General features: G+C 72.3%; 26 protein-coding genes and 1 pseudogene. 7 read left to right on the top strand and 20 right to left on the bottom strand.

What is annotated here, in order from left to right:
• Position 1: 1 nt before the first annotated feature.
• Positions 2-736: a hypothetical protein gene (locus AB0A61_RS25225; protein ID WP_361296349.1), complete on the bottom strand. Its 735-nt coding sequence runs from the start codon at positions 734-736 to the stop codon at positions 2-4.
• Between the two features lie 196 nt (positions 737-932).
• Between AB0A61_RS25225 and AB0A61_RS25230 the strand changes: the two genes are divergently transcribed.
• The 3 genes and pseudogenes from AB0A61_RS25230 to AB0A61_RS25240 all read left to right on the top strand — a co-directional run.
• Positions 933-1760, top strand: coding sequence for a class I SAM-dependent methyltransferase (locus AB0A61_RS25230; RefSeq protein WP_361296351.1), 828 nt, complete (start codon positions 933-935; stop codon positions 1758-1760).
• A gap of 322 nt (positions 1761-2082) precedes the next feature.
• On the top strand, positions 2083-3228 hold the full coding sequence (rho, locus tag AB0A61_RS25235) for a transcription termination factor Rho (RefSeq protein WP_361296354.1): 1146 nt from the start codon (positions 2083-2085) through the stop codon (positions 3226-3228).
• Positions 3229-3404: 176 nt separating this feature from the next.
• Positions 3405-4307: pseudogene (locus AB0A61_RS25240) on the top strand (D-alanyl-D-alanine carboxypeptidase); the annotation flags it as partial.
• Between the two features lie 11 nt (positions 4308-4318).
• Here the strand turns inward: AB0A61_RS25240 and AB0A61_RS25245 are convergent.
• The 11 genes from AB0A61_RS25245 to AB0A61_RS25295 form a co-directional block, all read right to left on the bottom strand.
• On the bottom strand, positions 4319-5686 hold the full coding sequence (locus AB0A61_RS25245; RefSeq protein ID WP_361296661.1) for a glycosyltransferase 87 family protein: 1368 nt from the start codon (positions 5684-5686) through the stop codon (positions 4319-4321).
• Positions 5687-6011: 325 nt separating this feature from the next.
• Positions 6012-7406 carry a polyprenol phosphomannose-dependent alpha 1,6 mannosyltransferase MptB gene (mptB, locus tag AB0A61_RS25250; RefSeq protein WP_361296357.1) on the bottom strand — a complete coding sequence of 465 codons (1395 nt, stop codon included), beginning with the start codon at positions 7404-7406 and terminating at the stop codon, positions 6012-6014.
• 116 nt (positions 7407-7522) lie between these two features.
• Positions 7523-8449, bottom strand: coding sequence for a glutaminase (locus AB0A61_RS25255; protein ID WP_361296360.1), 927 nt, complete (start codon positions 8447-8449; stop codon positions 7523-7525).
• A 45-nt stretch (positions 8450-8494) separates the two neighbouring features.
• Positions 8495-9904 carry an aspartate ammonia-lyase gene (gene aspA, locus AB0A61_RS25260; protein WP_361296363.1) on the bottom strand — a complete coding sequence of 470 codons (1410 nt, stop codon included), beginning with the start codon at positions 9902-9904 and terminating at the stop codon, positions 8495-8497.
• A gap of 64 nt (positions 9905-9968) precedes the next feature.
• Positions 9969-10985 (bottom strand): asparaginase, encoded by a 1017-nt coding sequence (locus tag AB0A61_RS25265; protein WP_361296664.1) that lies wholly within the window; start codon positions 10983-10985, stop codon positions 9969-9971.
• A 145-nt stretch (positions 10986-11130) separates the two neighbouring features.
• Complete coding sequence (locus tag AB0A61_RS25270; RefSeq protein WP_361296667.1) at positions 11131-11808, bottom strand: FadR/GntR family transcriptional regulator; 678 nt, start codon at positions 11806-11808, stop codon at positions 11131-11133.
• Positions 11809-11980: 172 nt separating this feature from the next.
• Positions 11981-12817, bottom strand: coding sequence for an undecaprenyl-diphosphate phosphatase (locus AB0A61_RS25275; protein ID WP_361296366.1), 837 nt, complete (start codon positions 12815-12817; stop codon positions 11981-11983).
• 74 nt (positions 12818-12891) lie between these two features.
• The gene (crcB, locus tag AB0A61_RS25280) at positions 12892-13266 is read right to left on the bottom strand and encodes a fluoride efflux transporter CrcB (protein WP_361296369.1); all 375 of its coding nucleotides are present in this window, start codon (positions 13264-13266) and stop codon (positions 12892-12894) included.
• A 35-nt stretch (positions 13267-13301) separates the two neighbouring features.
• Positions 13302-13787, bottom strand: coding sequence for a CrcB family protein (locus tag AB0A61_RS25285; protein ID WP_361296372.1), 486 nt, complete (start codon positions 13785-13787; stop codon positions 13302-13304).
• Between the two features lie 170 nt (positions 13788-13957).
• Positions 13958-14920 (bottom strand): SMP-30/gluconolactonase/LRE family protein, encoded by a 963-nt coding sequence (locus AB0A61_RS25290; RefSeq protein ID WP_361296670.1) that lies wholly within the window; start codon positions 14918-14920, stop codon positions 13958-13960.
• A gap of 135 nt (positions 14921-15055) precedes the next feature.
• Entirely contained in the window at positions 15056-15343 is a 288-nt protein-coding gene (locus AB0A61_RS25295) for a helix-turn-helix domain-containing protein (RefSeq protein ID WP_361296374.1), read from the bottom strand.
• Positions 15344-15623: 280 nt separating this feature from the next.
• Here AB0A61_RS25295 and AB0A61_RS25300 point away from each other — a divergent pair, with 280 nt between their 5' ends.
• Entirely contained in the window at positions 15624-15968 is a 345-nt protein-coding gene (locus tag AB0A61_RS25300; protein ID WP_361296377.1) for a VOC family protein, read from the top strand.
• A 168-nt stretch (positions 15969-16136) separates the two neighbouring features.
• A complete protein-coding gene (locus AB0A61_RS25305) occupies positions 16137-16532 on the top strand; it encodes a MarR family transcriptional regulator (protein WP_361296380.1) in 396 nt (131 codons plus the stop codon).
• Here AB0A61_RS25305 and pqqB read toward each other — a convergent pair.
• The 3 genes from pqqB to AB0A61_RS25320 all read right to left on the bottom strand — a co-directional run bounded on the left by pqqB (position 16529) and on the right by AB0A61_RS25320 (position 19175).
• Complete coding sequence (gene pqqB / locus AB0A61_RS25310; protein ID WP_361296383.1) at positions 16529-17413, bottom strand: pyrroloquinoline quinone biosynthesis protein PqqB; 885 nt, start codon at positions 17411-17413, stop codon at positions 16529-16531. The two genes, AB0A61_RS25305 and pqqB, sit on opposite strands and share 4 nt — an antisense overlap.
• A 116-nt stretch (positions 17414-17529) precedes the next feature.
• Entirely contained in the window at positions 17530-17937 is a 408-nt protein-coding gene (locus AB0A61_RS25315; RefSeq protein ID WP_361296386.1) for an SseB family protein, read from the bottom strand.
• Positions 17938-18203: 266 nt separating this feature from the next.
• Positions 18204-19175, bottom strand: coding sequence for an Lrp/AsnC family transcriptional regulator (locus AB0A61_RS25320; RefSeq protein WP_361296389.1), 972 nt, complete (start codon positions 19173-19175; stop codon positions 18204-18206).
• Positions 19176-19304: 129 nt separating this feature from the next.
• Here AB0A61_RS25320 and AB0A61_RS25325 point away from each other — a divergent pair, with 129 nt between their 5' ends.
• A complete protein-coding gene (locus AB0A61_RS25325) occupies positions 19305-20099 on the top strand; it encodes an inositol monophosphatase (RefSeq protein ID WP_361296392.1) in 795 nt (264 codons plus the stop codon).
• Positions 20100-20222: 123 nt separating this feature from the next.
• On the opposite strand, the gene AB0A61_RS25330 is transcribed toward AB0A61_RS25325, so the two are convergent.
• The 4 genes from AB0A61_RS25330 to AB0A61_RS25345 form a co-directional block, all read right to left on the bottom strand.
• Positions 20223-21302, bottom strand: coding sequence for a PP2C family protein-serine/threonine phosphatase (locus AB0A61_RS25330; protein ID WP_361296395.1), 1080 nt, complete (start codon positions 21300-21302; stop codon positions 20223-20225).
• Positions 21303-21408: 106 nt separating this feature from the next.
• The gene (locus AB0A61_RS25335) at positions 21409-22134 is read right to left on the bottom strand and encodes a GNAT family N-acetyltransferase (RefSeq protein ID WP_361296398.1); all 726 of its coding nucleotides are present in this window, start codon (positions 22132-22134) and stop codon (positions 21409-21411) included.
• A 220-nt stretch (positions 22135-22354) separates the two neighbouring features.
• Entirely contained in the window at positions 22355-22714 is a 360-nt protein-coding gene (locus tag AB0A61_RS25340; RefSeq protein WP_361296401.1) for an ANTAR domain-containing protein, read from the bottom strand.
• 223 nt (positions 22715-22937) lie between these two features.
• Complete coding sequence (locus AB0A61_RS25345) at positions 22938-23372, bottom strand: STAS domain-containing protein (protein WP_361296404.1); 435 nt, start codon at positions 23370-23372, stop codon at positions 22938-22940.
• Between the two features lie 131 nt (positions 23373-23503).
• Here AB0A61_RS25345 and AB0A61_RS25350 point away from each other — a divergent pair, with 131 nt between their 5' ends.
• The gene (locus AB0A61_RS25350; protein ID WP_361296407.1) at positions 23504-23878 is read left to right on the top strand and encodes a helix-turn-helix domain-containing protein; all 375 of its coding nucleotides are present in this window, start codon (positions 23504-23506) and stop codon (positions 23876-23878) included.
• Positions 23879-23944: 66 nt separating this feature from the next.
• Here AB0A61_RS25350 and glpK read toward each other — a convergent pair whose 3' ends face one another.
• On the bottom strand, positions 23945-25462 hold the full coding sequence (glpK, locus tag AB0A61_RS25355) for a glycerol kinase GlpK (protein WP_361296410.1): 1518 nt from the start codon (positions 25460-25462) through the stop codon (positions 23945-23947).
• Between the last annotated feature and the right edge of the window lie 42 nt (positions 25463-25504).

Below are 25504 nucleotides of genomic sequence, written 5' to 3' on the forward strand. Positions count from 1 at the left end.
GCTACGGGCAACCCGCAACGATGCCCGGCGTCACCTCGCGCCCCTTCCTCGCGAGCTGGAAGGCGGCGAGGGTCCAGGCGGTGCCGAAGGCCCACACCGACAGTGCCTCGCACGCGTACAGCGGCGTGATCCGCGAGCCGTCCGCCAGGTGCGTGACGGACACGACGAGGCTCAGGGCGACGAAGCCCACGATGGCCCAGCCGGCCACCCAGTACGCCCGGCCGGACCCCGAGCCCTCGGACATCCGGCGCCGGAACGGCAGCAGACAGAACCCGGCGAGGACGAGCAGCAGCGACACCGCGAACGCGACGTGGAAGCCGCGGACCGTCAGTTGCCAGCCTGACGCATGGGCGGCCGGTGCGGTCGGGAAGAACGCCACACCGAGCGCGCACACTCCGGCGGCCGAACTCCATCTGTCCTCGCGGCGTTCGAAGCGGTAGGCGATCAGGAAGACGCCGAGCGCGCACAGACCGCCCACGAAGACGTTGCGCGTGCTGGTGTAGTAGGAGCCGCTCATCGAGTCGGGCCAGTAGTGCCAGAATCCGCCGACCACCTGGTGCCGGGCCTCCGCGTACAGCCAGTTCCCCAGGGGGATCGCGGGCGGCAGGAGCAGTCCGATCGTGCCGACCCCCAGGCGCAGCCGCCTGACCGTCCGTTCGTCCTGCAGGTCCGTTCCGGGTGAGGCCACCCGGGCCGCCGAGGCCGCCCCGTCCTCCATCCGCCCCTTGCGCAGCATCGGCCACTCCCTGTTCGCTCCACAAAGCCCCTGTCTGCCCTGCCCGTTGACTTGCGACCGACCGGGAAGAAGCCGTCCGTCACAAGTTCACAAGCGTTGTTCCCGTCCAGTCGGCCCGTGACACCTTCGGGCTTCATGAGTGGGTGGGCGAGGCGTTCCCGCCCCGTCCGCCGTCCGTTCGCGGTTGGATGTCCCCATGACCGGCGACGAGCACGAACGGCTGATGCGGGCCAACCGGGCGAACTGGGACGCGCGCACACCGGTGCACGTGGCCAGCCGTTTCTACGGCCTCGACCGGGAACTCGACCCCGCCCGCTGGTTCGCCCCCTTCGAGTGGGAGGATCTCGGCGACCTCGCGGGACGCGACGTGCTGCACCTGCAGTGCCACCTGGGCACCGAGACGCTCGCCTTCGCGCAGCGCGGGGCGCGCGCGGTGGGGCTCGACTTCTCCGCCGCGTCCGTGACGGCCGCCCGCGACATCGCCGCGCGTGCGGGGCTGGACGTGACGTACGAGCAGGCCAATGTGTACGACGCCGTCGCGGCCCTCGGGCACCGGCGCTTCGACGTGGTGTACACCGGCAAGGGCGCGCTGTGCTACCTGCCCGATCTCGCGCGGTGGGCGGACGTCGTGGCCCGTCTGCTGCGCCCCGGCGGCCGGCTGTACGTGGTCGAGTTCCATCCGCTGCTGAACGCGCTCGGTCCGAAACCCGCCCCGGGCGACGGGCCCGAACTGCTGCTGCGCCACGACTACCTGGGCGGTCGCGGCCCGGTCCACCGGGACGCGACGTACACCTACACCGACGGACCTGCCGTCCAGGGCGCGACCGACAGCTATGAGTGGATGCACGGAATGGACGAGGTCGTCAACGTGTTGATCGAGGCGGGACTGACCGTCCGGCGGCTTCGGGAGAGCGACGAACTGCCGTGGCCGCGCTGGCCGCAGATGGTCCGTACGCCGTCGGGCTGGTGGCGGCTGGCCGAGCCCAGGATCCCGCTGCTGTACGGTCTGCTCGCCCTGCGCTGAGCCCGGTCCGGCCCCGCACCGACGGCCCGAGTGGTACAGTGCGGTCAGCACCTGTGTACGCCCCCGTTGTGGGCGCCGGTGCGAGTTCCACTGCGGTTCACCCAGCCGCCCGCCGTTTCCGTCGGCGCACGGCTTCTTGTCACCACCTCGTACAACGGCACTGCTCGCCGTGTCCGGTGTTCAGTCCCACCCGAGGTGGCGTTCCCCGCCGCCGGAGGCCGTGTCGCACGCCTCCGCTCGCGGCTCCTCCCCTCCCCCGCGCTCCCTTTTCGCAATCCCCCACGCATCTCTCATCCCACCGTCCGCGAAAGGACCACCCTGAATGACCACCACACTCGAACACCCCCCGGTACTGCACCAGCAGTCCCCGGCCGACCAGCTCGTCACCGGTGTCCTCGACATCGACGCCGCAGGGAAGGGCCATCTGCGCGCCGTGAGCTGCCTGCCGTCCGCGTCCGACCCACAGGTCTCCGCCGCCCTGATCCACCGCCATGGCCTGCGCAAGGGCGATCTGGTCGAAGGCGTACGCGGACCGAAGCGCGCCCTGACCGGGATCGCCCGCGTCAACGGCCAAGCACCCAACGAGCTGCGGGGCCGGCGCCACTTCCGTGACCTGACCCCCCTGCACCCGCGCGAGCGGATCCGCCTCGAACACCCGGCCGCCGGCCTGACCGGCCGGGTCGCCGACCTGATCGCTCCCGTCGGCAAGGGGCAGCGCGGGCTCATCGTGGCCCCGCCGAAGACCGGCAAGACCGTCCTGCTCCAGCAGATCGCCGCCGCGCTCGCAGGCAACCACCCCGAATGCCGCCTCATGGTGGTACTGCTGGACGAGCGTCCCGAGGAGGTCACCGACATGCGGCGCTCCGTGCGCGGCGAGGTGTACGCCTCCACCTTCGACCGGACGCCCAAGCAGCACATCGCGCTCGCCGAACTCGTCGTCGAGCGGGCCAAGCGGCTCGTCGAGGCGGGTGAGGACGTCGTGATCCTGCTCGACTCCCTGACCCGGCTGTGCCGGGCCCACAACAACGCGGCCGCCGCCGGTGGCCGCACCCTCAGTGGAGGTGTCGACGCCGGCGCGCTGCAGGGCCCCAAGCGGCTCTTCGGCGCCGCCCGTCTGGCCGAGGAGGGCGGTTCCCTCACCATCCTCGCCACCGCCCTGGTGGAGACCGGCTCCCGCGCCGACGACTTCTTCTTCGAGGAGCTGAAGAGCACCGGCAACATGGAGCTGCGACTGGACCGCGACCTGGCCTCCCGCCGCATCTTCCCGGCCGTCGGCATCAACCCGTCCGGCACCCGGCGCGAGGAACTCCTCCTCACTCCCACCGAGTTGGCGACGGTTCGCGGTCTGCGCCGCGCCCTGCAGACCCGCGACGGCCAGGCCGGCCTGGAGACGCTCCTGGGCCATCTGCGCGAAACGCCGGACAACGCCGCGTTCCTGCGCCGCATCCGGCCGACACTGCCCGACTGACGCTCCGCCGGATCGCGACTCGGCGGACGGTTCCCGGGCGAACCGTGTCCTGCGGCGGCGCCCGCCGCCGCGAGGAGCCCGTGCGACCGGCCCGGCTAGGGCATCCGGGTGCTCGCGCACCCCGTTCGGCCCTCGGCAGTGTCTCCCTTCCGCCGGACTCTTCCTACGTTTGCGATATGACGATCGGATTCTCTTCACGGGTGGCCGTGTCCGCCTGCGCCCTCGGCGCGGCGGGCGTGCTGGTGCTGGCATCGCCCGTGGCGGCGGTGGCCCGGCCCGGAGCCGACCCCACCGCCCCCGGACGACACAAGGCGGCGCAGCAGAAGGCGACGGTGCCTCAGCCGGCCCTGCTGCGGCAGGACGGCACGCAGGTCCGGCCCCGCCCCGGCGCGCCCGAGGTCCCGGCCGTCTCCGCGCTCTCGTGGCTGGTGGCCGACGCCGACACCGGCGTAGTCCTCGCCGCGCACGACGCGCACCGGAAACTGCCGCCCGCGAGCACCCTGAAGACCCTGTTCGCCCTCACCGTGCTGCCGGGGCTGCCCAGTGGCCTCCAGCACACCGTCGCACAGGGCGAACTGGCGGGCATCGGACCCGGAAGCAGCCTGGTCGGGGTCTCCGAGGGGCACACGTACCAGATCGCCGATCTGTGGCGCGGGGTCTTCCTCAACTCCGGGAACGACGCCGTGCACGTGCTCGCCGCGCTCAACGGCGGCTGGGAGCACACGGCCCGGCAGATGCAGATGAAGGCCCGGGCCCTGGGTGCCCTCGACACGTCGGTCGTCTCACCCGACGGCTACGACGCCGAGGGGCAGGTGTCCTCGGCCTACGACCTGGCGGTGTTCGGCCGGGCCGGGCTGCGCAACGCGGACTTCGCACGCTACTGCTCCACCGTGACCGCGCAGTTTCCCGGCGACAGCGGCGCGTACGAGACGATCGAGAACACCAACCGGCTGCTGACCGGCGCCGACGGCGTGGCGCGGTATCCAGGCCTGATCGGCATCAAGAACGGCTACACCAGCCACGCGGGCAACACGCTCGTCTCCGCGGCCCACCGGGGCGGGCGCACCCTCGTCGTGACCGTGATGAACCCTCAGGAGGGCGGCGGCTTCGCCGTGTACGAGGAGGCGCGTGCACTGCTCGACTGGGGCTTCGCCGCGGGTGCCAACGTCGATCCCGTCGGTTCGCTCGACGCGCTGCGCCCCTCGCCGAAGGGTCCGGTGGTGGTGGCCCCGGCGGCCGCGGCGACCGAGGAGTCGGACTGGCCGGAGACGGGAGCGATCGCGTGCGCCGCCGGTCTGGGCGCGGGCGCGGTACTGCTCACGCTGCGGTTCAAGGGCGGCAGGGTCTCGCGCGACTGACCGACCGGCAGCCGGAGCAGCAGGCCGAGGGTGATCCAGGTGTAGGCGTTGCTGCCGAGGAAGCCGTCGATGCCGGACGCGTCGTGGAACCACAGCCACACCACGCTGGTGCACAGCACCGCGTACACGGCGAACGCAACCCGGCGCCGCCCCGCGCGCAGCAGCACGGCCAGCGACGGCAGCAGCCACACCAGGTGGTGCACCCAGGTGATCGGACTGACCAGGCAGGCCGCCGCCCCGGTGAGGGCGAACGCCGCGAGCCAGTCCCCCGCCGTCACCGCCAGGTGCGTCCGCCACACCCACACGGCCAGCACCGGTAGGACCGCCAGCATCCAGACCGGGTGACTCGTCTCGCCCAGCCGGGCCAGGATGCCCTGCACCGACTGGTTGGAGACGTAGGCCAGGCGTCCGACCCGGCTCGTGTCCCACAGGGCCTGCGTCCAGTAGAAGCGCGAGGTTTCAGGGGACACGCAGGCAGCGAGCGCGGTCGCCCCGCCCGCGACGACCGTGGCGACGGCGGCGGCCCGCCACCGCCGGGCGACCAGCAGCAGGCCGATGAAGAGCGCGGGCGTGAGCTTGATCGCCGCCGCCAGCCCGATGCCGACGCCCGCCCAGCGTTCCCGGCCGGTGGCCAGCAGTCGGCCGTCGGTCAGCACCAGGGCGAGCAGCAGCAGGTTGACCTGGCCGAAGCTCAGGGTGTCCCGGAGCGGCTCGAACAGGGCCAGCAGGCACAGGGCCACCGCGCAGCGGAACCAGCCGTGCCGCCGCCACTCCCGTCCGGCGAGGAAGCGCAGGACCAGGGCCAGGGCCGACAGGTTCAGCAGCAGGGCCACGACGACCGCGGTGTGCCAGCCGACCAGTGTCATCGGCAGCATGCAGACGGCCGCGAAAGGCGGGTAGGTGAAGCCGTACGTCGTCCCCGGCACGACGTAGTCGTAGATCCGGCCGCCGTGGTGGACCCAGCTGTCGACGGTTCCGTAATAGACCCGCAGGTCGAACCAGCCGCGCAGCAGCGGCACCGTCGCCGTGAAGACGGCGACGGCGGTGGCCAGGGCGAGGACCAGGAGCAGTTGGCCCCGGTCGGTGCGGGGCAGACCCAGGCCGAGGAACCGCAAGCCGTTGTCCTTCAAGCCGAGGCTCCCGGAGTCGTCGGACTTCGTGCCGCTGTCCCCGGAGGCACTGTGCTCGGAGCCGCTGTCCCCCGAGCCGTTGTTCCCGGAGCCGCTGTCCCCAGAGCCGCTGTTCCCGGAGCCGCTGTCCCCAGAGCCGCTGTTCCCGGAGCCGCTGTCCCCAGAGCCGCTGTTCTCAGGGCCGTTGTTCTCAGAGCCGTCGTGTCTCAAGCCGAGGCCCCCCGAGCCGCTGTCCCTCAAGCCGTTGTCTCTCAAACCGAGGCCCCCGACCCCTTGTCCCGGCACCCGTTGTCTCTCATACGGCACGCCCCAGCGCCGGGGCCCGGGCCGCCTGGTGTGCCTGCAACAGAACGACGGCCCCGAGCACACCGCCACAGACCGCGAGGACGAGCTGTCCGGTGTCCGCCGGGCCGCCGCTCGGCAGGACGGCGAGGGCCAGCACGCCGGCCACGGCCGCCATGCGGTGCCGCACGGAGGTGGTGGGTGCGGCGGCGGCGATCAGGAACAGTCCCCACAGGGCGTACCAGGGCCGGATCGCCGGGCCGAAGGCGGCCACCGCGGCCAGGCTCAGGCCGAGCGCGTAGACGGGGCGCGGCCGCAGCCGTATCCAGATGAAGAGGACGGCGACGGCGGTGACGGCGAGGCCCAGTAGGTGCCAGGCCGGGACGGCCAGCGGGGCCAGGTTGCTGCCGAGCCGCTCCAGCACGGCGCCGGTGGCGCGGCCGAGCAGGCTGGTGAGCGCCCAGTTCTGCGGGGACACCGGGGTGTCCAGAGCCCGTATCCAGCCGTAGCCGGTGCCGGCGACGGCCGTCGCGGCCGTGGTGGTGGCGGCCGCCGCCGCGGCCGTGGTCAGCACGGCCGGCACCGGCCGGCGCCCCGCACGGATCTGGAGGACCACGACGGCGGCGAGTCCCAACGCGGCAGGTGCCTTGACCAGGGCGGCGAGCGTGACCAGCACCACGCCGAGGACCGGCCACCGGCCGAGAGCCGCGACCAGTCCGACGCCCAGCAGCCCCAGCATGATGGCATCGTTGTGGGCGCCCGCGACCAGGTGCAGCAGCACCAGCGGGTTGAGGGCGCCCAGCCACAGCGCGGCAGCCGGGTCGGCTCCGCTGGGCCGGGCGAGGCGGGGCAGCGCGGCCGCCATGAGCGCCACTCCGAGCAGCGCGACGAGCCGCATGCCGACCAGCCCGGAGGGGACCTCGCCCCGGGTCAGACCGGACAGGGCGGAGGCGACCGCGAGGAACACCGGCCCGTAGGGGGCGCCGGTGTGCCGCCACAGCGGGGCCACCTCGTCGGCGAGGGGGCCGCCGAGCTGGGCGGGGCCGTGCGCGTACACATCCATGTGCGCGTCGACCATCGCACCCTGCGCCAGGTAGCTGTACACGTCCCGGCTGAACAGCGGCGGCGCGATCAGCAGCGGGACCGCCCAGACGGCGAGGACCAGCAGCAGGGTGCGGGGCGTCGGCGGCTCGGTGCCGTGGACGAGCCGCCCGAGCAGCGCCCAGGCGGCGATCAGCAGGACGACGCCGAAGTACACGCCGACCAGGCCGAGGGCGGCCTGGGCGGACGCGGGGGCCAGCAGCTCCCGGGCGGGCAGGGCCCCGGCCGTCTCACCGCCCAGCGCAAGGCAGGTGGTGCCTGCCAGCCCGAGCACCTGGCAGCGGCGGAGATCGACGGGAAAAGCCATGGCCAACACTCGGTCAGCGTGTCAACGCAGGATGGCCGGAACTTGACGGGCCGCCTTCCAGGCGGGGACCTGCGCATGACCGACGCGTGATCAGGTGACCCGCGCAAGGTACGGCTTCAGAACACCGACAGTCCGGTGAGGGTCGTGAAGCGGTCCAGGGCCGCCACGCCGGCCACCGAGTTGCCGCGCTCGTCCAGCCCGGGACTCCACACGCACAGCGTGCACCGGCCCGGTACGACGGCGATGACACCGCCGCCCACACCGCTCTTGCCGGGCAGCCCGACGCGGTAGGCGAAGTCGCCGGCCGCGTCGTACGTTCCGCAGGTCAGCATCACGGCGTTGACCTGCTTGGCCTGGCTGCGGGTGAGCAGCCGGGAGCCGTCGGCCCGTATGCCGTGCCGGGCCAGGAAGGTGGTGGCCAGGGCGAGGTCGGCGCAGGACGCGGCGACGGAGCACTGGCGGAAGTACTGGTCGAGGAGGACCGGCACCAGGTTGTCGATGTTGCCGTAGGACGCCATGAAGTGGGCGAGCGCGGCATTGCGGTCGCCGTGAGCGGTCTCGGAGGCGGCGATCTCCTGGTCGAAGGTCAGGTCCGGGTTGCCGCTCTCGGCACGCAGGAAGGCGAGCAGTTCCCCCGCCGCGTCGCCGGTGCGGGTCTGCAGACGGTCGGTGACGACGAGCGCACCCGCGTTGATGAACGGGTTGCGCGGGATGCCGTTCTCGTACTCCAGCTGCACCAGGGAGTTGAAGGGGTTGCCGGACGGCTCCCGGCCCACGTGCTCCCAGAGCTCGTCGCCCTCGCGGGCCAGGTCGAGGGCGAGCGTGAACACCTTGGTGATGGACTGCGCGGAGAACGGTTCGCGCCAGTCGCCCACCCCGTACACCGTGCCGTCCAGCTCCGCGACGGCCATGCCGAAGGCGCGCGGGTCGCGGGCCGCGAGCGCCGGGATGTAGTCGGCGGGACGCCCACGGCCGGGCGTCCGTTCGACCTCCTCCGCGATGCGCTCCAGGATCGGCTGGAAGGTCAGGGACGACGTCGTCATGATCGCTATTCTGCCTCCGGCCCGGTCCTGGTGCGCATCCGCGGCTCAGGCCGCCGGCGCGCCGCTGCCCGCGACGACCTCCGGGCGCAGCAGGTCGGCGAGCCGCTCGGCCGGCAACAGGCCCTTCTCGAGGACGAGTTCGGCGACGCCGCGGCCGGTGGCGAGGGCTTCCTTGGCGATGTCGGTGGCGGCCGTGTACCCGATGTGCGGGTTCAGCGCGGTGACCAGCCCGATGGAGTTCTCCACCGTCGCGCGCAGCACCTCGGTGTTGGCCGTGATGCCGTCGACGCAGCGCTCGGCCAGGGTCAGGCAGGCGTTCCGCAGGTGTGTGATGCTCTCCGACAGGGAGTGCAGGATGACCGGCTCGAAGGCGTTGAGCTGGAGCTGTCCGGCCTCGGCGGCCATGGTGATGGCGACGTCGTTGCCGATCACCTCGAAGGCGACCTGGTTGACGACCTCGGGGATCACCGGGTTGACCTTGCCCGGCATGATGCTCGAACCGGCCTGCACCGGTGGAAGGTTGATCTCGCCGAGGCCCGCGCGCGGCCCGGAGGACAGCAGACGCAGGTCGTTGCAGCTCTTGGAGAGCTTGACCGCGATCCGCTTGAGCACGCCCGACATCTGCACGAACGCACCGCAGTCCTGGGTGGCCTCCACCAGGTTGGCGGCGGTCACCAGCGGCAGCCCGGTGATCTCCGACAGGTGGCGGCGGGCCGACTCCGCGTATCCGGCGGGAGCGTTGAGGCCGGTGCCGATCGCGGTGGCGCCGAGGTTGATCTCGTGGATCAGCTCGACCGCCTCGGCGAGCCGGCTGCGGTCCTCCTCGAGCATGACGGCGTACGCCGAGAACTCCTGCCCGAGCGTCATCGGCACCGCGTCCTGGAGCTGGGTGCGGCCCATCTTCAGCACGTCCCGGAACTCGACGGCCTTGCGGGCGAAGGCGTCCTGGAGGACCGCCATGGCCTTCAGCAGCCCGCGCACGGCGAAGACCGTGCCGATCTTCACGGCGGTCGGGTAGACGTCGTTGGTCGACTGGCCGAGGTTGACGTCCTCGTTGGGGTGCAGGTACTGGTACTGCCCCTTGTCGTGGCCCAGCAGTTCCAGGGCCCGGTTGGCGACGACCTCGTTGGCGTTCATGTTGGTCGAGGTGCCGGCTCCGCCCTGGATGACGTCCACGACGAACTGGTCGTGCAGTGCGCCGGCCCGGATCTCCCGGCAGGCCGCCACGATGGCGGCGGCCTTCTTCGGCTCCAGCAGGCCGAGTTGCTCGTTGGCGAGGGCGGCGGCCAACTTGACGGCCGCTAGGGCGTCGACCAGGTGGGGGTAGGCGGAGATCGGGGTGCCGGTGATGGGGAAGTTCTCCGTGGCGCGCAGGGTGTGGACGCCCCAGTACGCGTCGGTGGGGACCTCGCGGTCGCCGAGCAGGTCGTGTTCGCTTCGGGTGGCGGCGGTCATGAGGGTGTGGGTCCTCTTTCGGAGGTACGCAGGTGAGGGCGTCGTAGGGGGCTGCGGCGCGGGATCAGGCGCAGGCGGGCACGGCGACCGGGTCCAGCGCGTGCACCGGCCGGACGCAGCCGACCGGTTCGCCGCCGCCGAGCAGGGGTTCCCCCGCGAAGCCGGCGAGCCGGGCCGGGTCGACACCGGCCCGGGCGAGGGCTGCAGCCGCCACGGGGATCCGCGCCCGGCTCGCGCCGTCGGCTATCTTCACGGCGATGGCCCGGCCGTCCGGCAGCGCGGCCACCTGGACGCCCTCGAAGCCGTCCTTGGCGAGCAACCCGGGCACCGCGCGCATCAGCGCCGCCACGTCCCGGTCCGAGCCGGAGGCCATCTCCGCGTGCTCGCGCATCGCGTCGGCGACGCGGGCCTCGGGGGTGCCGGGCGCGGCGGTGGTGATGCGCGCGGCGGCGCGGGCGAGTCCGTGCAGCGAGACGGCGAACAGGGGCGCGCCGCAGCCGTCGACGGTGACCCGGGCGATGCGCTGCCCGGTGAGGTCCTCCACGGTCTCGGCGATCGCCTGCTGGAGCGGGTGGGCGGGGTCGAGGTAGTCGTCCAGGGACCAGCCGTTGAGCTTGCAGGTGCAGAGCATGGCCGCGTGCTTGCCGGAGCAGTTCTGGGCGAGCCGGGAGGGCGGGCGGTCCTCGCGCACCCAGGCGTCGCGGACCTCCGGGTCGAACGGCAGGTCCGGCACGTTGCGCAGGTGGTGCTCGGCCAGCCCGGCGAGCTCCAGGATCCGGCGGGTGCCGGCGAGGTGGAACTCCTCGCCCGAGTGGCTGGCGGCGGCCAGCGAGAGCAGCTCACCGTCCAGCGGGAGTCCGGCCCGGACCATCGCCACGGCCTGGACGGGCTTGAGGGCCGAGCGCGGATAGAAGGCGGCCTCGATGTCGCCGAGCCGGTGGCGGACCTGACCGTCGCCGTCGAGGACGGCCACGGAGCCGTAGTGGATGCCTTCGACCACCCCGCCCCGGACGAGGTGGGCCACGGGTGCGTGGTTGGGTTCTCGGACGCCGGGAGCGTCCGCGGGGGAGCTGCTGTACATCACTGCCTGTACCACCGGTGGGTTGTCGTGGACCTGCGTGGGTCTCACGCGTCGGCCCTGCTGGAGCTGCGTGCCGTGCGGCCGCGGATGCCGACCCGGCACGGGGCCGGGGCCGCCATGGTCGGCGGCAGGCGGAGCTGGTCGCTCACGCCTGGGGTCCGCCTTGTGTGGGGGTGTCCGTGCGCCGGGCACGCACGATGTCGGTGAGGGTCGTCTCGACCCGGTCGAGGTGGTGGGACATGGCCTGCACCGCGTCCGGTTCGCAGCCGTCGATCAACGCCTCGACGATCGCCCGGTGCTCACGGTTGGACTGCTCGCGCCGGCCGCCCAGCTCATTGAGGAAGGCCGACTGGCGCGCCAGCGCGTCGCGGATCTCCTCGATCACCCGGCGGAAGACCGGGTTCTGGGCGGCCTGCGCGACGGCCAGGTGGAACAGGGTGTCGAGCGCCACCCAGGAGGTGGTGTCGGTCTCCTGCTCCATCCGCTCCAGCAGGTGGGCGAGGTGGTCCAGGTCCTCGGGCGTGCGTCGGGTCGCCGCGTAGCCCGCGACCGGAACCTCCACGTGGCGGCGCACCTCCAGCAGGTCGCTGGCCGCGTAGTCGCCGAAGGTGGGGTCCTCCACGGCGTTGGCGACGACGAAGGTGCCCTTGCCGGTCCTGGAGACGGTCAGGCCCATCGTCTGCAGGGCCCGCAGGGCCTCCCGCAGCACCGGCCGGGAGACCTCCAGTGAGCGGCACAGCTCGGCCTCGGAGGGGAGCTTGTCGCCGATCGCGTACTGGCCGCGCTCGATGGCGCCGCGGAGGTGGGTGAGCACCGCTTCCATGGCGCTGACACGCCGCGGGCCCACACCACCTGTCTGGCTGTCTGACAGGTTCACGGGGCGATCCTCGGTCCTGCGGGACGGTGCTGTCAAGAAATCCGGTGTGGAAAAGCGCACGGGGTGCGACGCCCGGATACCGGCGTCACACCCCGTGCGGGACCAGGGACCAACGGCGTCAGGCGCTGAGGACGCCCGTGCCCAGCAGGCCGAACAGCAGCACGCCGACGACGATCCGGTAGAGGACGAAGGCGTTGAAGGAGTGCTTCGCGACGAACTTCAGCAGCCAGGCGATGGAGGCATAGGCGACCACGAAGGAGACGACGGTGCCGACGGCCAGCGGGGCGGCGCCCACCCCCGCACCCAGGGCGTCCTTGAGCTCGTAGAGGCCGGCGCCGGTCAGGGCGGGGATACCGAGGAAGAAGGAGAGGCGGGTGGCGGCGACGCGGTCCAGGTCCAGGATGAGCGCGGTGGACATGGTGGCGCCGGAGCGGGAGAAGCCGGGGAAGAGCAGGGCGAGGATCTGGGAGCAGCCGACCAGCATCGCGTCCTTCAAGGAGGTGTCGTCCTCACCGCGCTTGTGCCGGCCCATCTGGTCGGCGCACCACATCACGACCGAACCGGCGATCAGCGAACCGGCGACCACCCACAGCGAACCGAGCGGGCCGTCGATCAGGGGCTTGGCGGCCAGACCCACGAGGACGATCGGGATGGTCGCGTAGATCACCCACCAGGCGAACTTGTAGTCGTGGTGCACCCGCTCCTCGCGGTTCCTCAGACCGCGGAACCAGGCGGAGACGATGCGCACGATGTCCTTGAAGAAGTACACGAGCACGGCGGCGATCGCGCCGACCTGGATGACGGCGGAGAACCCGACGACGGACTTGTCGTCGACGGGGATGTTCATGAGCCCCTCAGTGATCTTGAGGTGGCCGGTGGAGGACACGGGGAGGAACTCGGTCACCCCCTCGACGACTCCGAGGACGACGGCCTGACCGACGGAGATGGCGCTCATGGGATCCAGTTCTGAGGATAGTTGGTCGACAGTGCTGTAGACAGTCTTACTATGCCGAGATGACGGCCCGGTGACTACGCCCCCAGGGCTTCGGCGATCGACACGCCGGCGAACGCGGCACCGAGGCCCGCGGCCACACTCGCGACGGCGTTGGCGGCAGCGTAGAGCCCGGCGCCGGTCTCGGTCAGCCTCAGGGTCTCGTACGAGAAGGTCGAGTACGTGGTCAGCGCCCCGCACAGGCCGGTACCCAGCAGCAGCTGCAGCTGGTGACCCGCGGCGCCCACACCGGCGGCGCCGGTCAGCAGACCCAGGATCAGACAGCCGGTGACGTTCACCACGAAGGTGCCCCAGGGGAAGACGGATTGGTGCCTGGACTGCACGGCGCGGTCGGTGAGGTAGCGCAGCGGGGCGCCGATCGCGGCCCCTATGACCACCAACAGCCAGTTCACAATGACTTCTTACCCTTCTCGCCCGTTTTGCCCGATTAGTTCGGATGTCCGGTATACCGTCCCCGCTTCCGTCCCGCCAGGACGGCGCGGGTCGCCGTCATGGCGAGCCACACCGCCGCGAGCGCCGTGAGCAGGGTCACGGCCAGGTAGGCAAGGCCGGTACGGGTGTGGCCGGAGCCGACCAGCCGCTGGATGTCGACCGCGTAGGTGGAGAAGGTGGTGAAGCCGCCGAGCACGCCGGTGCCGAAGAAGGGCCGCACGAGACGGTGGGCGGCCCATGCGTCGGTAATCACCACCATGAACACGCCGATCACCGCGCAGCCGACGACGTTGGTCCAGAAGGTCGTCCAGGGAAAACCGCCGGGCGGCGTCGGCCACCACAGCGAGGCCGCGTAGCGGGCCGTGGCACCGAGGATGCCGCCGAGCGCCACCACCGCGACCACCGGAGCCTCGCCGCGCCAGGCCCGTCGCTGCGGCGCACTCGGGCGGACGCGGAGGCTCTCGGCTTCCGGGGCTGTCATGATCGTGTGTCTCCTACTCGCCCGGCCCCCCGGACATGCGGGGGCCGTTGCCGTCGCAAGTAGGGACCGTTGGCGGCGCCGGTGCCGCGGTTCGGATACGGCGGGCCCCACCGCCGCGCCGCGAGGCGATCGCGGCCGCGCAACAGGTTAGCGCCGAACAGCCGACCGGGTCACTTCGGGCCCGGTGCGGCGCACACCGCCACGCCGTGCTCCCACAGGCTGCCCAGCACCAGGTGGCCGGCCGCCGCACAGACCGCGGTGACCATGCGGAAGCCGGAGCGGCGGCGGGCCAGGTGGTGGACGACACGGCCCTCGTCGTCGACGCCGAGCACGCCGACCGTGCCGGTCGGCCGGAAGGGGACACGGACGGCGACGCTGGAGGCGGCGGCGCGTACGGCGGGGCCGGCCCGGTGCAGCAGGTCCAGCGGGGGCACCCGGGGGCCGGCCAGCGCGACCCAGACGGGCCCGGCCTTGCCCGCCCGCCAGAGGTTGTCGGGCATGCCCGGCAGGTTCTCCACGAAGGGCTCGGTCCGCCCGGCGCGGGGACTGGTGAGCCAGTGCCGGACGAGACGGCACGCGCCGGTCTCGGCGACGATCAGGAAGGACTCGTCGGCGCTCGGGGCCAGCCCGTTGGCGAACTGCAGTCCGTCCAGGACGACTTCGGGGGTGTCGCTGCCGGGCGCGAGGCGCAGCAGCCGTCCCGTGCCGGTGTGTTCGACGATGTCGCCGATCCACTGCTGCAGGGGGTAGCGGCGAGTGGAGACGGTGAAGTACACGCTGCCGTCGGACAGCGAGACGACGTTGCTGCAGAACCGCAGCGGCTCCCCCGCCACCGAGTCGGCGAGGACGCGGACGTCACCGTCGTCCAGACCGACCCGCAGCAGACCACGTTCGGCGTCGCACACCAACAACCCGCCCGCCGGGAGGAGTTCGAGCCCCAGGGGCCGGCCGCCGGTCTGCGCGAGCACCTCGACGCGGGCTGCCGACGGGTCCGAAAGGCCGTCGATGCGAAGAATGCGACCATCCTCCACTCCGGTGAGCACGCGACCGAGGCCGTCGGCCACGACGTCCTCGGGGCCACGGCCCCCGATCGCGACGTATCCGCGCGGAACGAGGGCGGAGGAACGGTCCATGGGTGCCTGCCCTTCAGGTCGTGTGACGGCCGGGCGCTCGGTGCCCGCGGGCCGCTCGGGCAGCATGCCGTCCGGTCGCCGCATCCTCGGAAGGCCGCTCATTCTGGCAGCACTTGTACCCGGCTCACCCGCTGGTTACCAGCCCTTCTCGAACATCCGGGCCACCTCGGCGATGCGCATCTCGTCGCGGCGATAGTAGGTGCGGCGGCGCACCCGCCGCGTACGCAGCAGGCCGAGGTCCGCCAGCAGGCCGAGGTGGGTCCGGGCGACCCGGCTGGGCACCCCGAGTCGGGCCGCGACGGCCCGCGCGGTCACACCGTCCTCGACCAGGTCGCCGTGGCGCTGCGGGGGGAAGTGCGCGGCCGGGTCCTTCAGCCACTCCAGGATGGCCAGACGCGTCTGGCTGACGGGAGTCCTCAGCATCTCCGCCTCCTCCGTCGAAGCCGCCTCGCCACAGGTCTGCCCACTCTCGCGCGACGCGACCCGCCGCGCCCCGCAACCGGCCGCCCCTTGTCCGGTACCCAACGCCCCTGACCAGAAGGCGACTTGGCCTCAGCCGCCGGGCGCACGGCGCGGGGCGACCGGTCAGGATCCGAGACCCGGGTCATCGGTCAGGATCCGAGAAGCCCTGCCCCGCTCCCCCGGCCCAGACTGGTGCCACCGACCGAACCCGTCGGCCCACACATCGTCAAGGAGCACGCACATGTCCGCCGGCCTCAAGACCATCGTCTACCCCGTCAAGGACCTCGACCGGGCGAAGTCCCTGTTCACCGCGCTGCTGGAAGTCGAGCCGTACGCCGACCAGCCCTACTTCGTCGGCTTCAAGGACGCCGGCCAGGATGTGGGCCTCGACCCCAACGGGCACGCGAAGGGCATGACCGGGCCGGTGCCGTACTGGCACGTCTCCGACATCCGCGCACGGCTGGCGGGGCTGCTGGAGGCGGACGCCGAGCTGCTGCAGGATGTGCGGGACGTCGGCGGCGGCAAGCTGATCGCGTCGGTGAAGGACGCCGACGGCAACCTCGTCGGGCTCATCCAGGAGGCGTGAGCCGGGGCCGCGAGTGGGGCGCTCGCCCGGGCTGCGTGAGCCGCCCGAGCCGCGAAGCCGGTGCCGGAGCCGCGAAGCCGGTGGCCGAGCCATGGGCCGGTGGCCGAGCCATGGGCCGGTGGTGGCGCCGCCGCCCCATGTGGATGCACGCGCATTAACATTGGGGGTATGGGAGCGAACGCGGCCGAGGCCCGGCTGGAGAAACAGTGGCGGGACATCCTGTCCGTCCACGCACGCACGATGTGCGAGATCGATCGGGTACTGCACCCGCACGGGCTGGGCGCGAGCGACTTCGAGGTGCTCGACATCCTGGCCTCGGCATCGCCCGAGGAGGGCGACCAGTGCCGCGTACAGAACCTCGTCGGCCGGGTGCACCTCAGCCAGAGCGCCCTGTCCCGCCTCATCGGCCGACTGGAGAGGGAGGGGCTGGTGGAGCGGTCGGTGTGCGCGGAGGACCGGCGCGGGGTGTGGGTCTGCCTGACCGGGAAGGGCCGTGACCTGCACACGGAGGTACTGCCACTGCAACGGGCGGTGCTGGCCCGCATGCTGAACGACACCCCCTAGACCACCAGCTCGTCCCCGTCCAGCGGCACCTCGATCCCCGTTCCGGCCGTCTGCGCACGGGCCGCCGAGGCGGGGTCGAGCAGCGGGTTGGTGTTGTTGAGGTGGGTGTAGATCCGCCGCCGGCCGGGATGGCGGGCGAGGGCCGCCAGACTCCCGTGCGCGCCGCTCACCGGCAGGTGTCCCATGGCCGCCTGGCCCCCGCCGTCGCGCACCGCGGTACCCATCTCGGCGGGCGTGTGGAACGTGCCGTCCACCAGCGCGCAGTCCGCACCGGACAGCAGCTCGTCGAGCAGCGGGGACCAAGCGCCGACACAGGGCGCGTAGACCAGAACCCCGCCGGTGGCGAGGTCCTCGATGCGGTAGGCGACCACCCATCCCGGGTCCGGGACGGGATCGGGCACGTACTTGGGGACCTTCCCGCCGACCGGGTGCGCCGTGACGACGAGGCCGCCGGGCAGCACGAATCCCCCGTCGGCCCGGCTGTCGGCCCACTCCCAGGGGCCGTAGCTGTCGAGCTGCCCGCGCAGCGGCGCCAGCGCCGCGGTGACGGGTGGTGCCGCGTACACCTTCAGGCCCGCCGCTCCCCGCAGCACGGTCAGCCCGCCGGCGTGGTCGGCCTCGGCGTCGGTGAGCAGCACGCCACGCACCGGGGTGTCCCGGGGGCCGGGGCCCGGCCACAGCGCGGCGGTGGCGGTGAGCTGGGTGCGCAGATCGGGCGAGGCGTTGAGCAGCCACCAGTCGCGGGAGTTTCCGGTGACGGCCGCGCAATCCTGCGTACGGGAGGGCAGCTTGCCGTCACGGGCGGCGGCGCACAGCGTGCAGGCGCAGTTCCACTGGGGGACTCCCCCGCCTGCCGCGGTGCCGAGCAGGACGACCCTCACGTCGATCGCACCCCTTCCCGTCGGCTCGGTCGGGTGGGGTTTTCCCGCTGGAAGCGGTCGGCCCACTCGACCACGGGGAAGAGATCCGGCCGATCTTCCCGGGCAGAGCCCGGCGTTCAGCCCTGCGGACGGGCCAGCAGGGTCCGGACGCCTTCCGAGGTGAGCGTCAGGCCGTGCGGGGAGTTGGCGTCTATGGTCAGCGACAGCTCGTCGGCCGGCCATTGCGAGGCGAGGGCACCGAGCGGCACGAGGCGGTAACGCGAGATGAACGGCAGCAGCTCGGACATCTCCAGTTCGGAGGTGAACACCGGGACCACGGGCACGCCGCCCGGCTGCTCCAGGACCGGCAGCGCCACCGCCGAGGGGTTGGTGGCGTCCTCTTCGCTCACGTCGTCGGGCACGGGGACCAGCACGTCGCTGCTCGCCAGCGTGTCCAGTGCCGCCGTGTCCTCGGCGTTCTCGGCCAGCACGTCCAGCGCCTGCTGGGCCGGCGTGGCGGTGTTGTCGTTGGCGGGTGTCTCCATGGCGAATTCCCTGGTCGCAGCGGTTGGGCGCCCACCCGGGGCGTGACGGCCCGGACGCGGCCCTGCTCGCGTACCCGGTCGGACCCGGCGCAACCGTCCGTGATCCGGGGAATGTCCCGTCGCGGTCGGCCGAAGGCGGGGCCGAGTTGGAAGGGGCGCTGCGGTCGGGCACCCCGCACCCGCGGTTGTCCGACCGCCGGGGCTCCGGCACGGGCGTGCCGGTCGCCGAAGGCGCTGGTTGCCGACGGCACTGTCGCCGGCGGTGGTCAGGGCCTGGGACGAGGGCGCCCCGTGCGGCCCGGGCGTTTGACCGCCTGCCCGACGATGACCGTCTCCGCCCCGTCGACGCCCAGGCCCCCGAGGTCTCGCGTGATGAACCGGTACAGGTCGGTCAGGTCCCGCACCCATACGGCGGTATGCAGGTTGTAGGCGCCCGTCGTGGCGAAGGCACCGTGCACCGCGGGATGCCGGGCCAGCGCCCGCCCCACCGCGTCGAGCCGGCCGGGCGCGACCCTCGCCATGACGTTGGCGTCGATGGCCAGCCCCAGCCGCTTGGGATCCACCACGACGTGGGTGAGCAGCCGGCCCGTTCGTGCGAGCCGGGCGATACGGCGGCGCACGGTGGAGTCGGGGTGGCCGGTGTGCGCGGCCACGGCCGCGGCCGGCATCCGCGCGTCCTCCTCCAGCGCGGCGAGGACGGCCCGGTCGACCTCGTCGGTGTCGCCCGGGACAAGGGTGGTGGCCGGGGTGAGCGCGGCCCGTTCGGCGTCGCTGAGGACCTGGTGCCGCCAGTCCGAGGCCTCCACGAAGACGTGCAGGATCGTGTCCGCCGTCACGGAGGTGACCGCCCGGGTCGCGGGCAGCTCCCGGAAGACCAGGTGATCGCGGGTGCCGGGCCGGGTCCAGGAGACGGCGAGAATCTCGTCGCCGGACGCCGACAGGTCGACGAAGGGGACGTCCGGGCGGGCCGCCAGGGCGGCCGTGAGCGCGTCGACCTTGCCACCGAGGACGCGGATCCGCAGCAGCAGCGCGCCGATCGCGTCCGGCCGCGGCGGCAGCGCGACGACCCGGCACACTCCGTCGGCCAGCAGTGCCCGCCAGCGCCGGTGCACCGTGCGCGGGCTCATGCCGAGCACGTCGCCGGCCCGTTCGGCGGTCAGCCGTCCGTCGCACTGCAGGGCGGCGACCAGCCGCTGGTCGCGTTCGTCGAGTACGTCAATCGCCGCATTGGGGGTCACGAATGGCAGTATCGCTCACCAAGGGCGACCAGAACGCCGTACCCGGTCATGGCTCCCGGAGGATCGGACCACTCACCGACGGAACACCCACCGACGTGCGGACAACGACGTACGGACAAGGAGCCCGACATGACGTACCAGGAACTGCTCGCCCCGATGGCCGCCGCCGCGCAGGAGGTCGGTGATCTCCTGCGTGCCACCCCGCGGCCGGCCCCGGTCGCCTCCTTCGCCGAACTCGCCGACGCCTACGGTTCGGTGGAGGCGCCGGCGGTGGCTGTCATGCGGCGCCACCTGGACGCTCTGCGGCCCGGCGTGGGCTGGGCGGAGGAGCTGGACAGCCTGGCCGTGCTGCCGCCGGACGGGGAAGTGTGGGTGGTGGACGTCGTCGACGGGGCCGTGCAGTTCCTGCAGGGTCTGCCGCAGTTCTGCGTGAGTCTCGCCCTGGTGCGCGACGGTGAGCCGGTGGCAGCCGCCCTGCACGCGCCGCTGCTGGGTGAGACGTACCTCGCCGCCCAGGGCGGCGGCGCCACGCGCAACGGCCGGCCGGTCGTCCCGGCGGTGAAGACCGACCCGGCCGCCGCCGTCGTGGCCACCAGCCAGCCGCCGTTCGTCGTGCGGCAGCCCGCGGCCGTCGAGGAGGCGGGCCGGTCGCTCACCGCGGTGCTGCCGCACGTCGGCGCCGTGCGCAACCTGGGCCCCACGTCGTGGCAGATCGCCGACACCGCCGCCGGGCGCCTGGACGCCTTCTGGCAGTTCGGCCGGGACGACGCCAACCTGCTGCCGGGCGCCCTGGTCGCCCGCGAGGCGGGGGTCGTGGTCACGGATGCCGAGGGCCGCCCGTGGACAGCCGGCGCGGGCAGTTTTCTGGCAGCACCCGCAGGGCTGCACGGCCACCTGCTCAAGCTGCTCGCCGACCGGGGCTGAGCCGGGGCCCGCGGCGCCGCGCGCAGGCGCGGCGTGGTGCGGCGGCGGGTCATCGGGGGTCTGCGTGCACCGGCGGACAGGCACCGGCGCACCCGCCGTTCCGGTCGCCGGGCGGGCCCGCGCTCACTGCAGGCGGCGTCTGACCGCGACCGCCCCGGCATCGTCGCCGAGACGGCCGCGGGTGTGGGCGAGGAGGTCGTCGCACAGCAGCCGCAGGAGGTCGTCCGGCAACTCGGCGCCCCACATGTTCGCGCGGACGACGAGGGGAAAGAACTCCCCCTTCGCGTCGCGTGCCTCCAGTACGCCGTCGGTGTACAGCAGGAACTCGTCGCCCGGCTGGAACGCGAACGACTCGACGGTGTAGTCCTCCTCCGTGCCGGACAGTCCGCCGAGCCCCAGGGGTGCGGCGATCTTCTTCGCGTCCAGCAGGTACGTGCGGCCCGCACTCATGAGCAACGGGGAGGGATGGCCGCAGTTGACGAGGTGGACCACGGGTTCCCGGTCGGGGACGTCCAGGATCAGCGCGGTGGCGAAGGCCTCGTCGATGTCCGGCGTGTCCGTCGTCTGCCACTGCCGGGACTCCCAGCGCATGACGCCGTCCAGGTGCACGGCCAGACGCGGCAGCGTGGGCTGGCGGTGTGCCGCCGCCCGGAACGCGCCGAGCAGCAGCGCGGCATGGCTGATTGCCGGCAGTCCCTTGCCGCGCACGTCGGCGATGAGCAGGCGGGTGCTGTGCGAGGTACGTGCGGCGGCGTACAGGTCGCCGCCCATCGTGGCCTCGTCCTGGGCGGCCAGGTACAGAGAGGCGATGTCCAGTGAGCCGCTGTGCAGGGGCAGCGGCGGGAAGAGCACTTCCTGGACCGCCTGGGCGACGGACCGGCTGTGGGTGAGCTGACGCTCGCTTCTGTCCCGGACCAGGCAGTACACGACGATCAGGGCCGAGACGAGGATCAGGGCCCCGATCTGTGCCTCGAGGTTCTCGGTGGCGATGACGCCTCGGGCCACCCCGATGAACACCTGCGCCCCGACGGCGAGCAGGGCGATCAGCGCGGTGAGCAGGGGCCCGGCGAACCCGGCGGTGATGGCGGGCGCCGCGACCAGCAGGGGGCCGAGGTGGATGTCGGGCGGCGCGAGGACGTCCACCACGCACACGGCGGCGATCAGTCCGAGCGGGATGAGGACCAGCGCCCGCCCGGATCGCAAACTCCGCAACTCCTGCAGTGGCACACGTCATGATCTCACTCCCGCCCCGCCACCACCACACACTGCGGCGCGTCGGTGTGCGGTGGTGACGGTCGCCGCAGCCGCGCTACGCCCGGACGAGTCGGCCGTCGAGGTCTCCCTGCTGCGGTCCCGTGCCGGTCGGCGCCAGGCCGGGTGGGGCCGGCGGGCCGGCGGCGAGGCGGAGTTCGACGATGGCGCGGACTGCGGGCCACTCCTCGTCGAGGACCGAGTAGAACGCGGTGCTGCGCACGACACCGTCCAGGCCCCGCGAATGGGCCCGGCGGATGCCCTCGCAGGTGGCGCCGAGTCGTTCGATGGCGGCGCGCGAGCGCACGTTGCGGGCGTCGGCGCGGAAGGAGATGCGGCGCACTCGCCAGGTCTCGAAGGCATGGCGCAGCATGAGCAGCTTGGCCTCGGTGTTGATTCCGGTGCCCTGGGCGGCGGGGGCGAGCCAGGTGTTCCCGATCTCCGCCGCGTCGGGCACGGCGGTGACCGGATCCCCGTACGGAACTCCGGTCACGGCCGGCCAGACCAGTGGCCCCTGCCAGTAGTCGAGCTCCAGGAAGCGTGTGGAACCGACGATCCGCCCGTCGCCGGCGCGGACCACGGCGAACGGCAGCGCCCGGCCCGCCGCCTGCTCGGCCAGGGCCCGGTCGATATAGCTCCGGGCCGATTCCAGGTCGTGCGGCACGGGCGTGAAAGCGTAGGTGCTGCGGTCCTCGGCCCCGGCCTGGGCCAGGGCCTCGGCGTGGTACGGAGCGAGGGGCTCCAGCCGCGTCATGCGGCCGGTGAGAACGACGGGTACGGGCACAGCGCCTTCGGTCCTTCTGCGAATGGGGGTGCTGCCTGCCACCGGCGTCAACGGCGCCAGGGCGGTGGTACAGCATGCGTCTTAGGCCCCGTTCTGCGAGGAACGGGAATGTGAAGGAATGTAAACGGTCCGGTAAAGCAGGACCGGTGGACCCGCGCTCGCCGTCCCCCGGGAGCAGCACGTACGCCTGTCCGAGCCCGTCCCGGGCGTGCCCTGGCCGTCAGGTCTCGGCGCGGCCGGCGGGGCAGCCGGTGCGGTGGCGGTCGAACGCCTTCCGCAGCTCGTCGAGTTCGGACTGCGGCAGCGCGCCCCCGCGGGCGTAGTCCAGCACGTGTCCGGCGACCGTGCGCAGCTTGGTGTTCGTGTGCTGCGAGACGTCGAGCAGTACCCGCCAGCCGTCCTCGGGCGGGACCTGGCCGAGGACCACGACGGCGCCGATGGCCTGGTCGATCAGGGCGTGCGAGGCCACGGCCCGCTGAAGCTGCGCGTTCTCTTCCCGCAGCCGCTGGTACTCCGCCGCCAGATCGGTCGCGGCCAGCAGGTTGCGGGGGTGGCCCCGGTAAGTCTCGAAGAACGCCATGTTGCTGCCTGGGCGGGATGAGGGAGCGGGACGCCATCGGCGGGTCCGCTCGGCGGCTTCTCACCATTTTCCGACACCGGGGGGCCCTCCGCGATGCGGAGCGCGAAGGGCCCAGGGGCTCACCTCCGAACCCCATGGGGCCTGAGTAACCACGGGCCCCCTGGGCAACTCGTCACATGCCTGTAAAACCCGGCGATCCGCCTCGGACGGCCGGTTCCCGGGGTCAGTGCCGGGGACGCGGAACCGGCTGTCTGCCCTCCTGGGCGGCGCCGGTGAACAGGGCGTGGGTGTCGGTCAGCGCGAGCAGCCGTTCGATCACGGGACTGGTGGCGCGCAGGACGACCGTCTTCCCCTCCGCCAGTGCCCGATGCCGGAGGCTGATCAGGATGTTCAGCGCGGAGCAGTCGCAGAACTCGACCGCGCCGAGGTCGAGGTCGATTCCCCCGGCGGAGCGGCTCAGGGCCTCCCGCAGCGCGTACTGGAACGGCTGCCCCACGTCGAGGTCGAGTTCCCCGCGCACCACGACGGCCACCCGGTCACCGTCCGGGCAGCTGTCGATCGTCAGTGCGCGCCCCGGGTGGGCCGCCGGCGCACCGTCATTGTCGGCAGCGGCGGCATCCCCGGTCGTGGAGTGCGCATCGTACGCAGGCTCCGACATGCCCGCCTCTCTCACAGACGTCCGATCGTCTTCTGGTTCCAGGTTCACCCAGGGCAGGGAACACGTCAAGATATACATGAAAATCTGTTCGTGCTTTTGTATACGCGAATGTTCGGTCGTAAGCTTGGGCCATGGGAGGAGTACCTGAGCCGCATACGGGATGGACGTTCGTAACCAATCACGCCCGGGTCCTGGCGGCCATCGCCGACGACCACAACGTACGGATCCGCGACATCGCCGCCCACTGCCGGCTCACCGAGCGTGCCGTCCAGAAGATCATCGCCGACCTGGAACGGGACGGCTATCTGTCCCACACCCGGGAAGGCCGCAGCAACACCTACCGGATCGACCCGGGCAAGGTGCTGCGCCACCCGGCCGAGGCAGGTCTGACGGTGGCGTCCCTGCTCTCCCTGCTCGTCCAGGACGAGGTTGACCGGTCCGGGTCCGGCACCCCCGAAGCGGCCGCTCCCGAAGCGCGGGCGGGAGAGGCCGACAGCGGCGCCTGACCCGGACGGCGCCGGTCCGGCGGGCAAGGGGCGGCGAGCGCCGGGCGTGCGCCGCCCGGGCGTGCGTCACTGCGGGGCTCTGCCGGGCACGATCCATCCCAGGGACCGCTCGACGGCCCGCTTCCAGCAGTCGTACTCCCACTCACGCCGTTCGGGGTCCATGTCCGGCAGCCACTGCGCCGCACGGTGCCAGTTGCCGCGCAGCACCTCCAGGTCCGGCCAGTAGCCGACGGCGAGGCCCGCGGCGTAGGCCGCTCCGAGCGAGACGGTCTCGGCGACCAGCGGCCGTACGACGGGCACGTCGAGAACGTCGGCCAGCAGCTGCATCAGCAGGTTGTCCGAGGTCATGCCGCCGTCCACCTTGAGCTGCTGCAGAGCGAGCCCGAAGTCCGCGTTCATGGCGTCCACGACCTCCCGCGTCTGCCACGCGGTGGCCTCCAGAACCGCCCGTGCCAGGTGCCCCTTGGTGATGTACGAGGTGAGGCCGACCACGACACCGCGGGCGTCACTGCGCCAGTGCGGGGCGAACAGCCCGGAGAAGGCGGGAACGATGTAGCACCCGCCGTTGTCCTCCACCGTGCGCGCCAGCGTTTCGATCTCGGGCGCGCTGTTGATCAGCCCCAGCCGGTCCCGGAACCACTGCACCAGCGAGCCGGTGACGGCCATGGGGCCTTCCAGCGCGTAGACCGTGGGCTGGTTCGCGATCTTGTAGGCGACGGTGGTGAGGAGGCCGTGCCGGGAGCGCACGACGTCGGTGCCGGTGTTCATCAGCAGGAAGCTGCCGGTCCCGTAGGTGCACTTCGCCTCCCCGGGGGAGAAGCAGGTCTGCCCGAACAGGGCCGCCTGCTGGTCCCCGAGGGCGGCCCCGATGCGCACTCCCGGAAGCAGCGCCCGGGCCTCGCCGTAGCTCTCCGCCGAGGACCTGATCTCCGGGAGCACCGGGCGCGGCACGCCGAAGAACTCCATGAGCTCCGGGTCCCAGGTGAGGGTCCGGATGTTCACGAGCATGGTGCGGCTGGCGTTGGTGGGGTCGGTGATGTGCAGGCCGCCGTCCGTCCCTCCCGTGAGATTCCAGATCAGCCAGCTCTCCATCGTCCCGAACAGCACCTCACCGTCGTGGGCGCGCTTCTCCAGCCCTTCGACATGGTCGAACAGCCAGCGGATCCTGGGCGCGGAGAAGTAGGTCGAGGGGGGAAGCCAGCAGCGGTCGAGAAAGAACTCGTCGCCGGGGCGCTGCCTGAGCTCGTCGACGAACTCGGCGGTGCGCAGGTCCTGCCAGACGATCGCCCGGCCCAGTGGAGTGCCGGTGCGCCGGTCCCAGAGCACCGTCGTCTCCCGCTGGTTGGCGATGCCGATGGCGGCGATCTGCCCGGCATCCACCCCGGCGCCGATCAGCGCCTCGGGCACGATGCGCTGCACGTTGCGCCAGATCTCCACGGCGTCGTGCTCGACCCAGCCGGGCCGGGGAAAGTGCTGCTGGTGCTCCCGCTGGGCGACGGAGACCAGCCGCCCGCGATGGTCGAAGAGGATGCATCGCGTAGAGGTGGTGCCCTGGTCGATGGACATCACATACCGCTCAACCATGATCGGGCCTGCCTTCCGATGCGTCGCGAACGTACCGTGACC

It is taken from the genome of Streptomyces sp. NPDC046197 (genome assembly GCF_040646295.1).
Lineage (GTDB): Bacteria > Actinomycetota > Actinomycetes > Streptomycetales > Streptomycetaceae > Streptomyces.

What these genes read in the sequence shown, in the direction of transcription:
- AB0A61_RS25225 (WP_361296349.1), bottom strand. Translation starts at nt 736, where the DNA reads ATGCTGCGCAAGGGGCGGATGGAGGACGGGGCGGCCTCGGCGGCCCGG.
- AB0A61_RS25230 (WP_361296351.1), top strand. Translation starts at nt 933, where the DNA reads ATGACCGGCGACGAGCACGAACGGCTGATGCGGGCCAACCGGGCGAAC.
- rho (WP_361296354.1), top strand. Translation starts at nt 2,083, where the DNA reads ATGACCACCACACTCGAACACCCCCCGGTACTGCACCAGCAGTCCCCG.
- mptB (WP_361296357.1), bottom strand. Translation starts at nt 7,406, where the DNA reads ATGGCTTTTCCCGTCGATCTCCGCCGCTGCCAGGTGCTCGGGCTGGCA.
- AB0A61_RS25255 (WP_361296360.1), bottom strand. Translation starts at nt 8,449, where the DNA reads ATGACGACGTCGTCCCTGACCTTCCAGCCGATCCTGGAGCGCATCGCG.
- aspA (WP_361296363.1), bottom strand. Translation starts at nt 9,904, where the DNA reads ATGACCGCCGCCACCCGAAGCGAACACGACCTGCTCGGCGACCGCGAG.
- AB0A61_RS25265 (WP_361296664.1), bottom strand. Translation starts at nt 10,985, where the DNA reads ATGTACAGCAGCTCCCCCGCGGACGCTCCCGGCGTCCGAGAACCCAAC.
- AB0A61_RS25270 (WP_361296667.1), bottom strand. Translation starts at nt 11,808, where the DNA reads ATGGAAGCGGTGCTCACCCACCTCCGCGGCGCCATCGAGCGCGGCCAG.
- AB0A61_RS25275 (WP_361296366.1), bottom strand. Translation starts at nt 12,817, where the DNA reads ATGAGCGCCATCTCCGTCGGTCAGGCCGTCGTCCTCGGAGTCGTCGAG.
- AB0A61_RS25285 (WP_361296372.1), bottom strand. Translation starts at nt 13,787, where the DNA reads ATGACAGCCCCGGAAGCCGAGAGCCTCCGCGTCCGCCCGAGTGCGCCG.
- AB0A61_RS25290 (WP_361296670.1), bottom strand. Translation starts at nt 14,920, where the DNA reads ATGGACCGTTCCTCCGCCCTCGTTCCGCGCGGATACGTCGCGATCGGG.
- AB0A61_RS25295 (WP_361296374.1), bottom strand. Translation starts at nt 15,343, where the DNA reads ATGCTGAGGACTCCCGTCAGCCAGACGCGTCTGGCCATCCTGGAGTGG.
- AB0A61_RS25300 (WP_361296377.1), top strand. Translation starts at nt 15,624, where the DNA reads ATGTCCGCCGGCCTCAAGACCATCGTCTACCCCGTCAAGGACCTCGAC.
- AB0A61_RS25305 (WP_361296380.1), top strand. Translation starts at nt 16,137, where the DNA reads ATGGGAGCGAACGCGGCCGAGGCCCGGCTGGAGAAACAGTGGCGGGAC.
- AB0A61_RS25315 (WP_361296386.1), bottom strand. Translation starts at nt 17,937, where the DNA reads ATGGAGACACCCGCCAACGACAACACCGCCACGCCGGCCCAGCAGGCG.
- AB0A61_RS25325 (WP_361296392.1), top strand. Translation starts at nt 19,305, where the DNA reads ATGACGTACCAGGAACTGCTCGCCCCGATGGCCGCCGCCGCGCAGGAG.
- AB0A61_RS25340 (WP_361296401.1), bottom strand. Translation starts at nt 22,714, where the DNA reads ATGGCGTTCTTCGAGACTTACCGGGGCCACCCCCGCAACCTGCTGGCC.
- AB0A61_RS25345 (WP_361296404.1), bottom strand. Translation starts at nt 23,372, where the DNA reads ATGTCGGAGCCTGCGTACGATGCGCACTCCACGACCGGGGATGCCGCC.
- AB0A61_RS25350 (WP_361296407.1), top strand. Translation starts at nt 23,504, where the DNA reads ATGGGAGGAGTACCTGAGCCGCATACGGGATGGACGTTCGTAACCAAT.
- glpK (WP_361296410.1), bottom strand. Translation starts at nt 25,462, where the DNA reads ATGGTTGAGCGGTATGTGATGTCCATCGACCAGGGCACCACCTCTACG.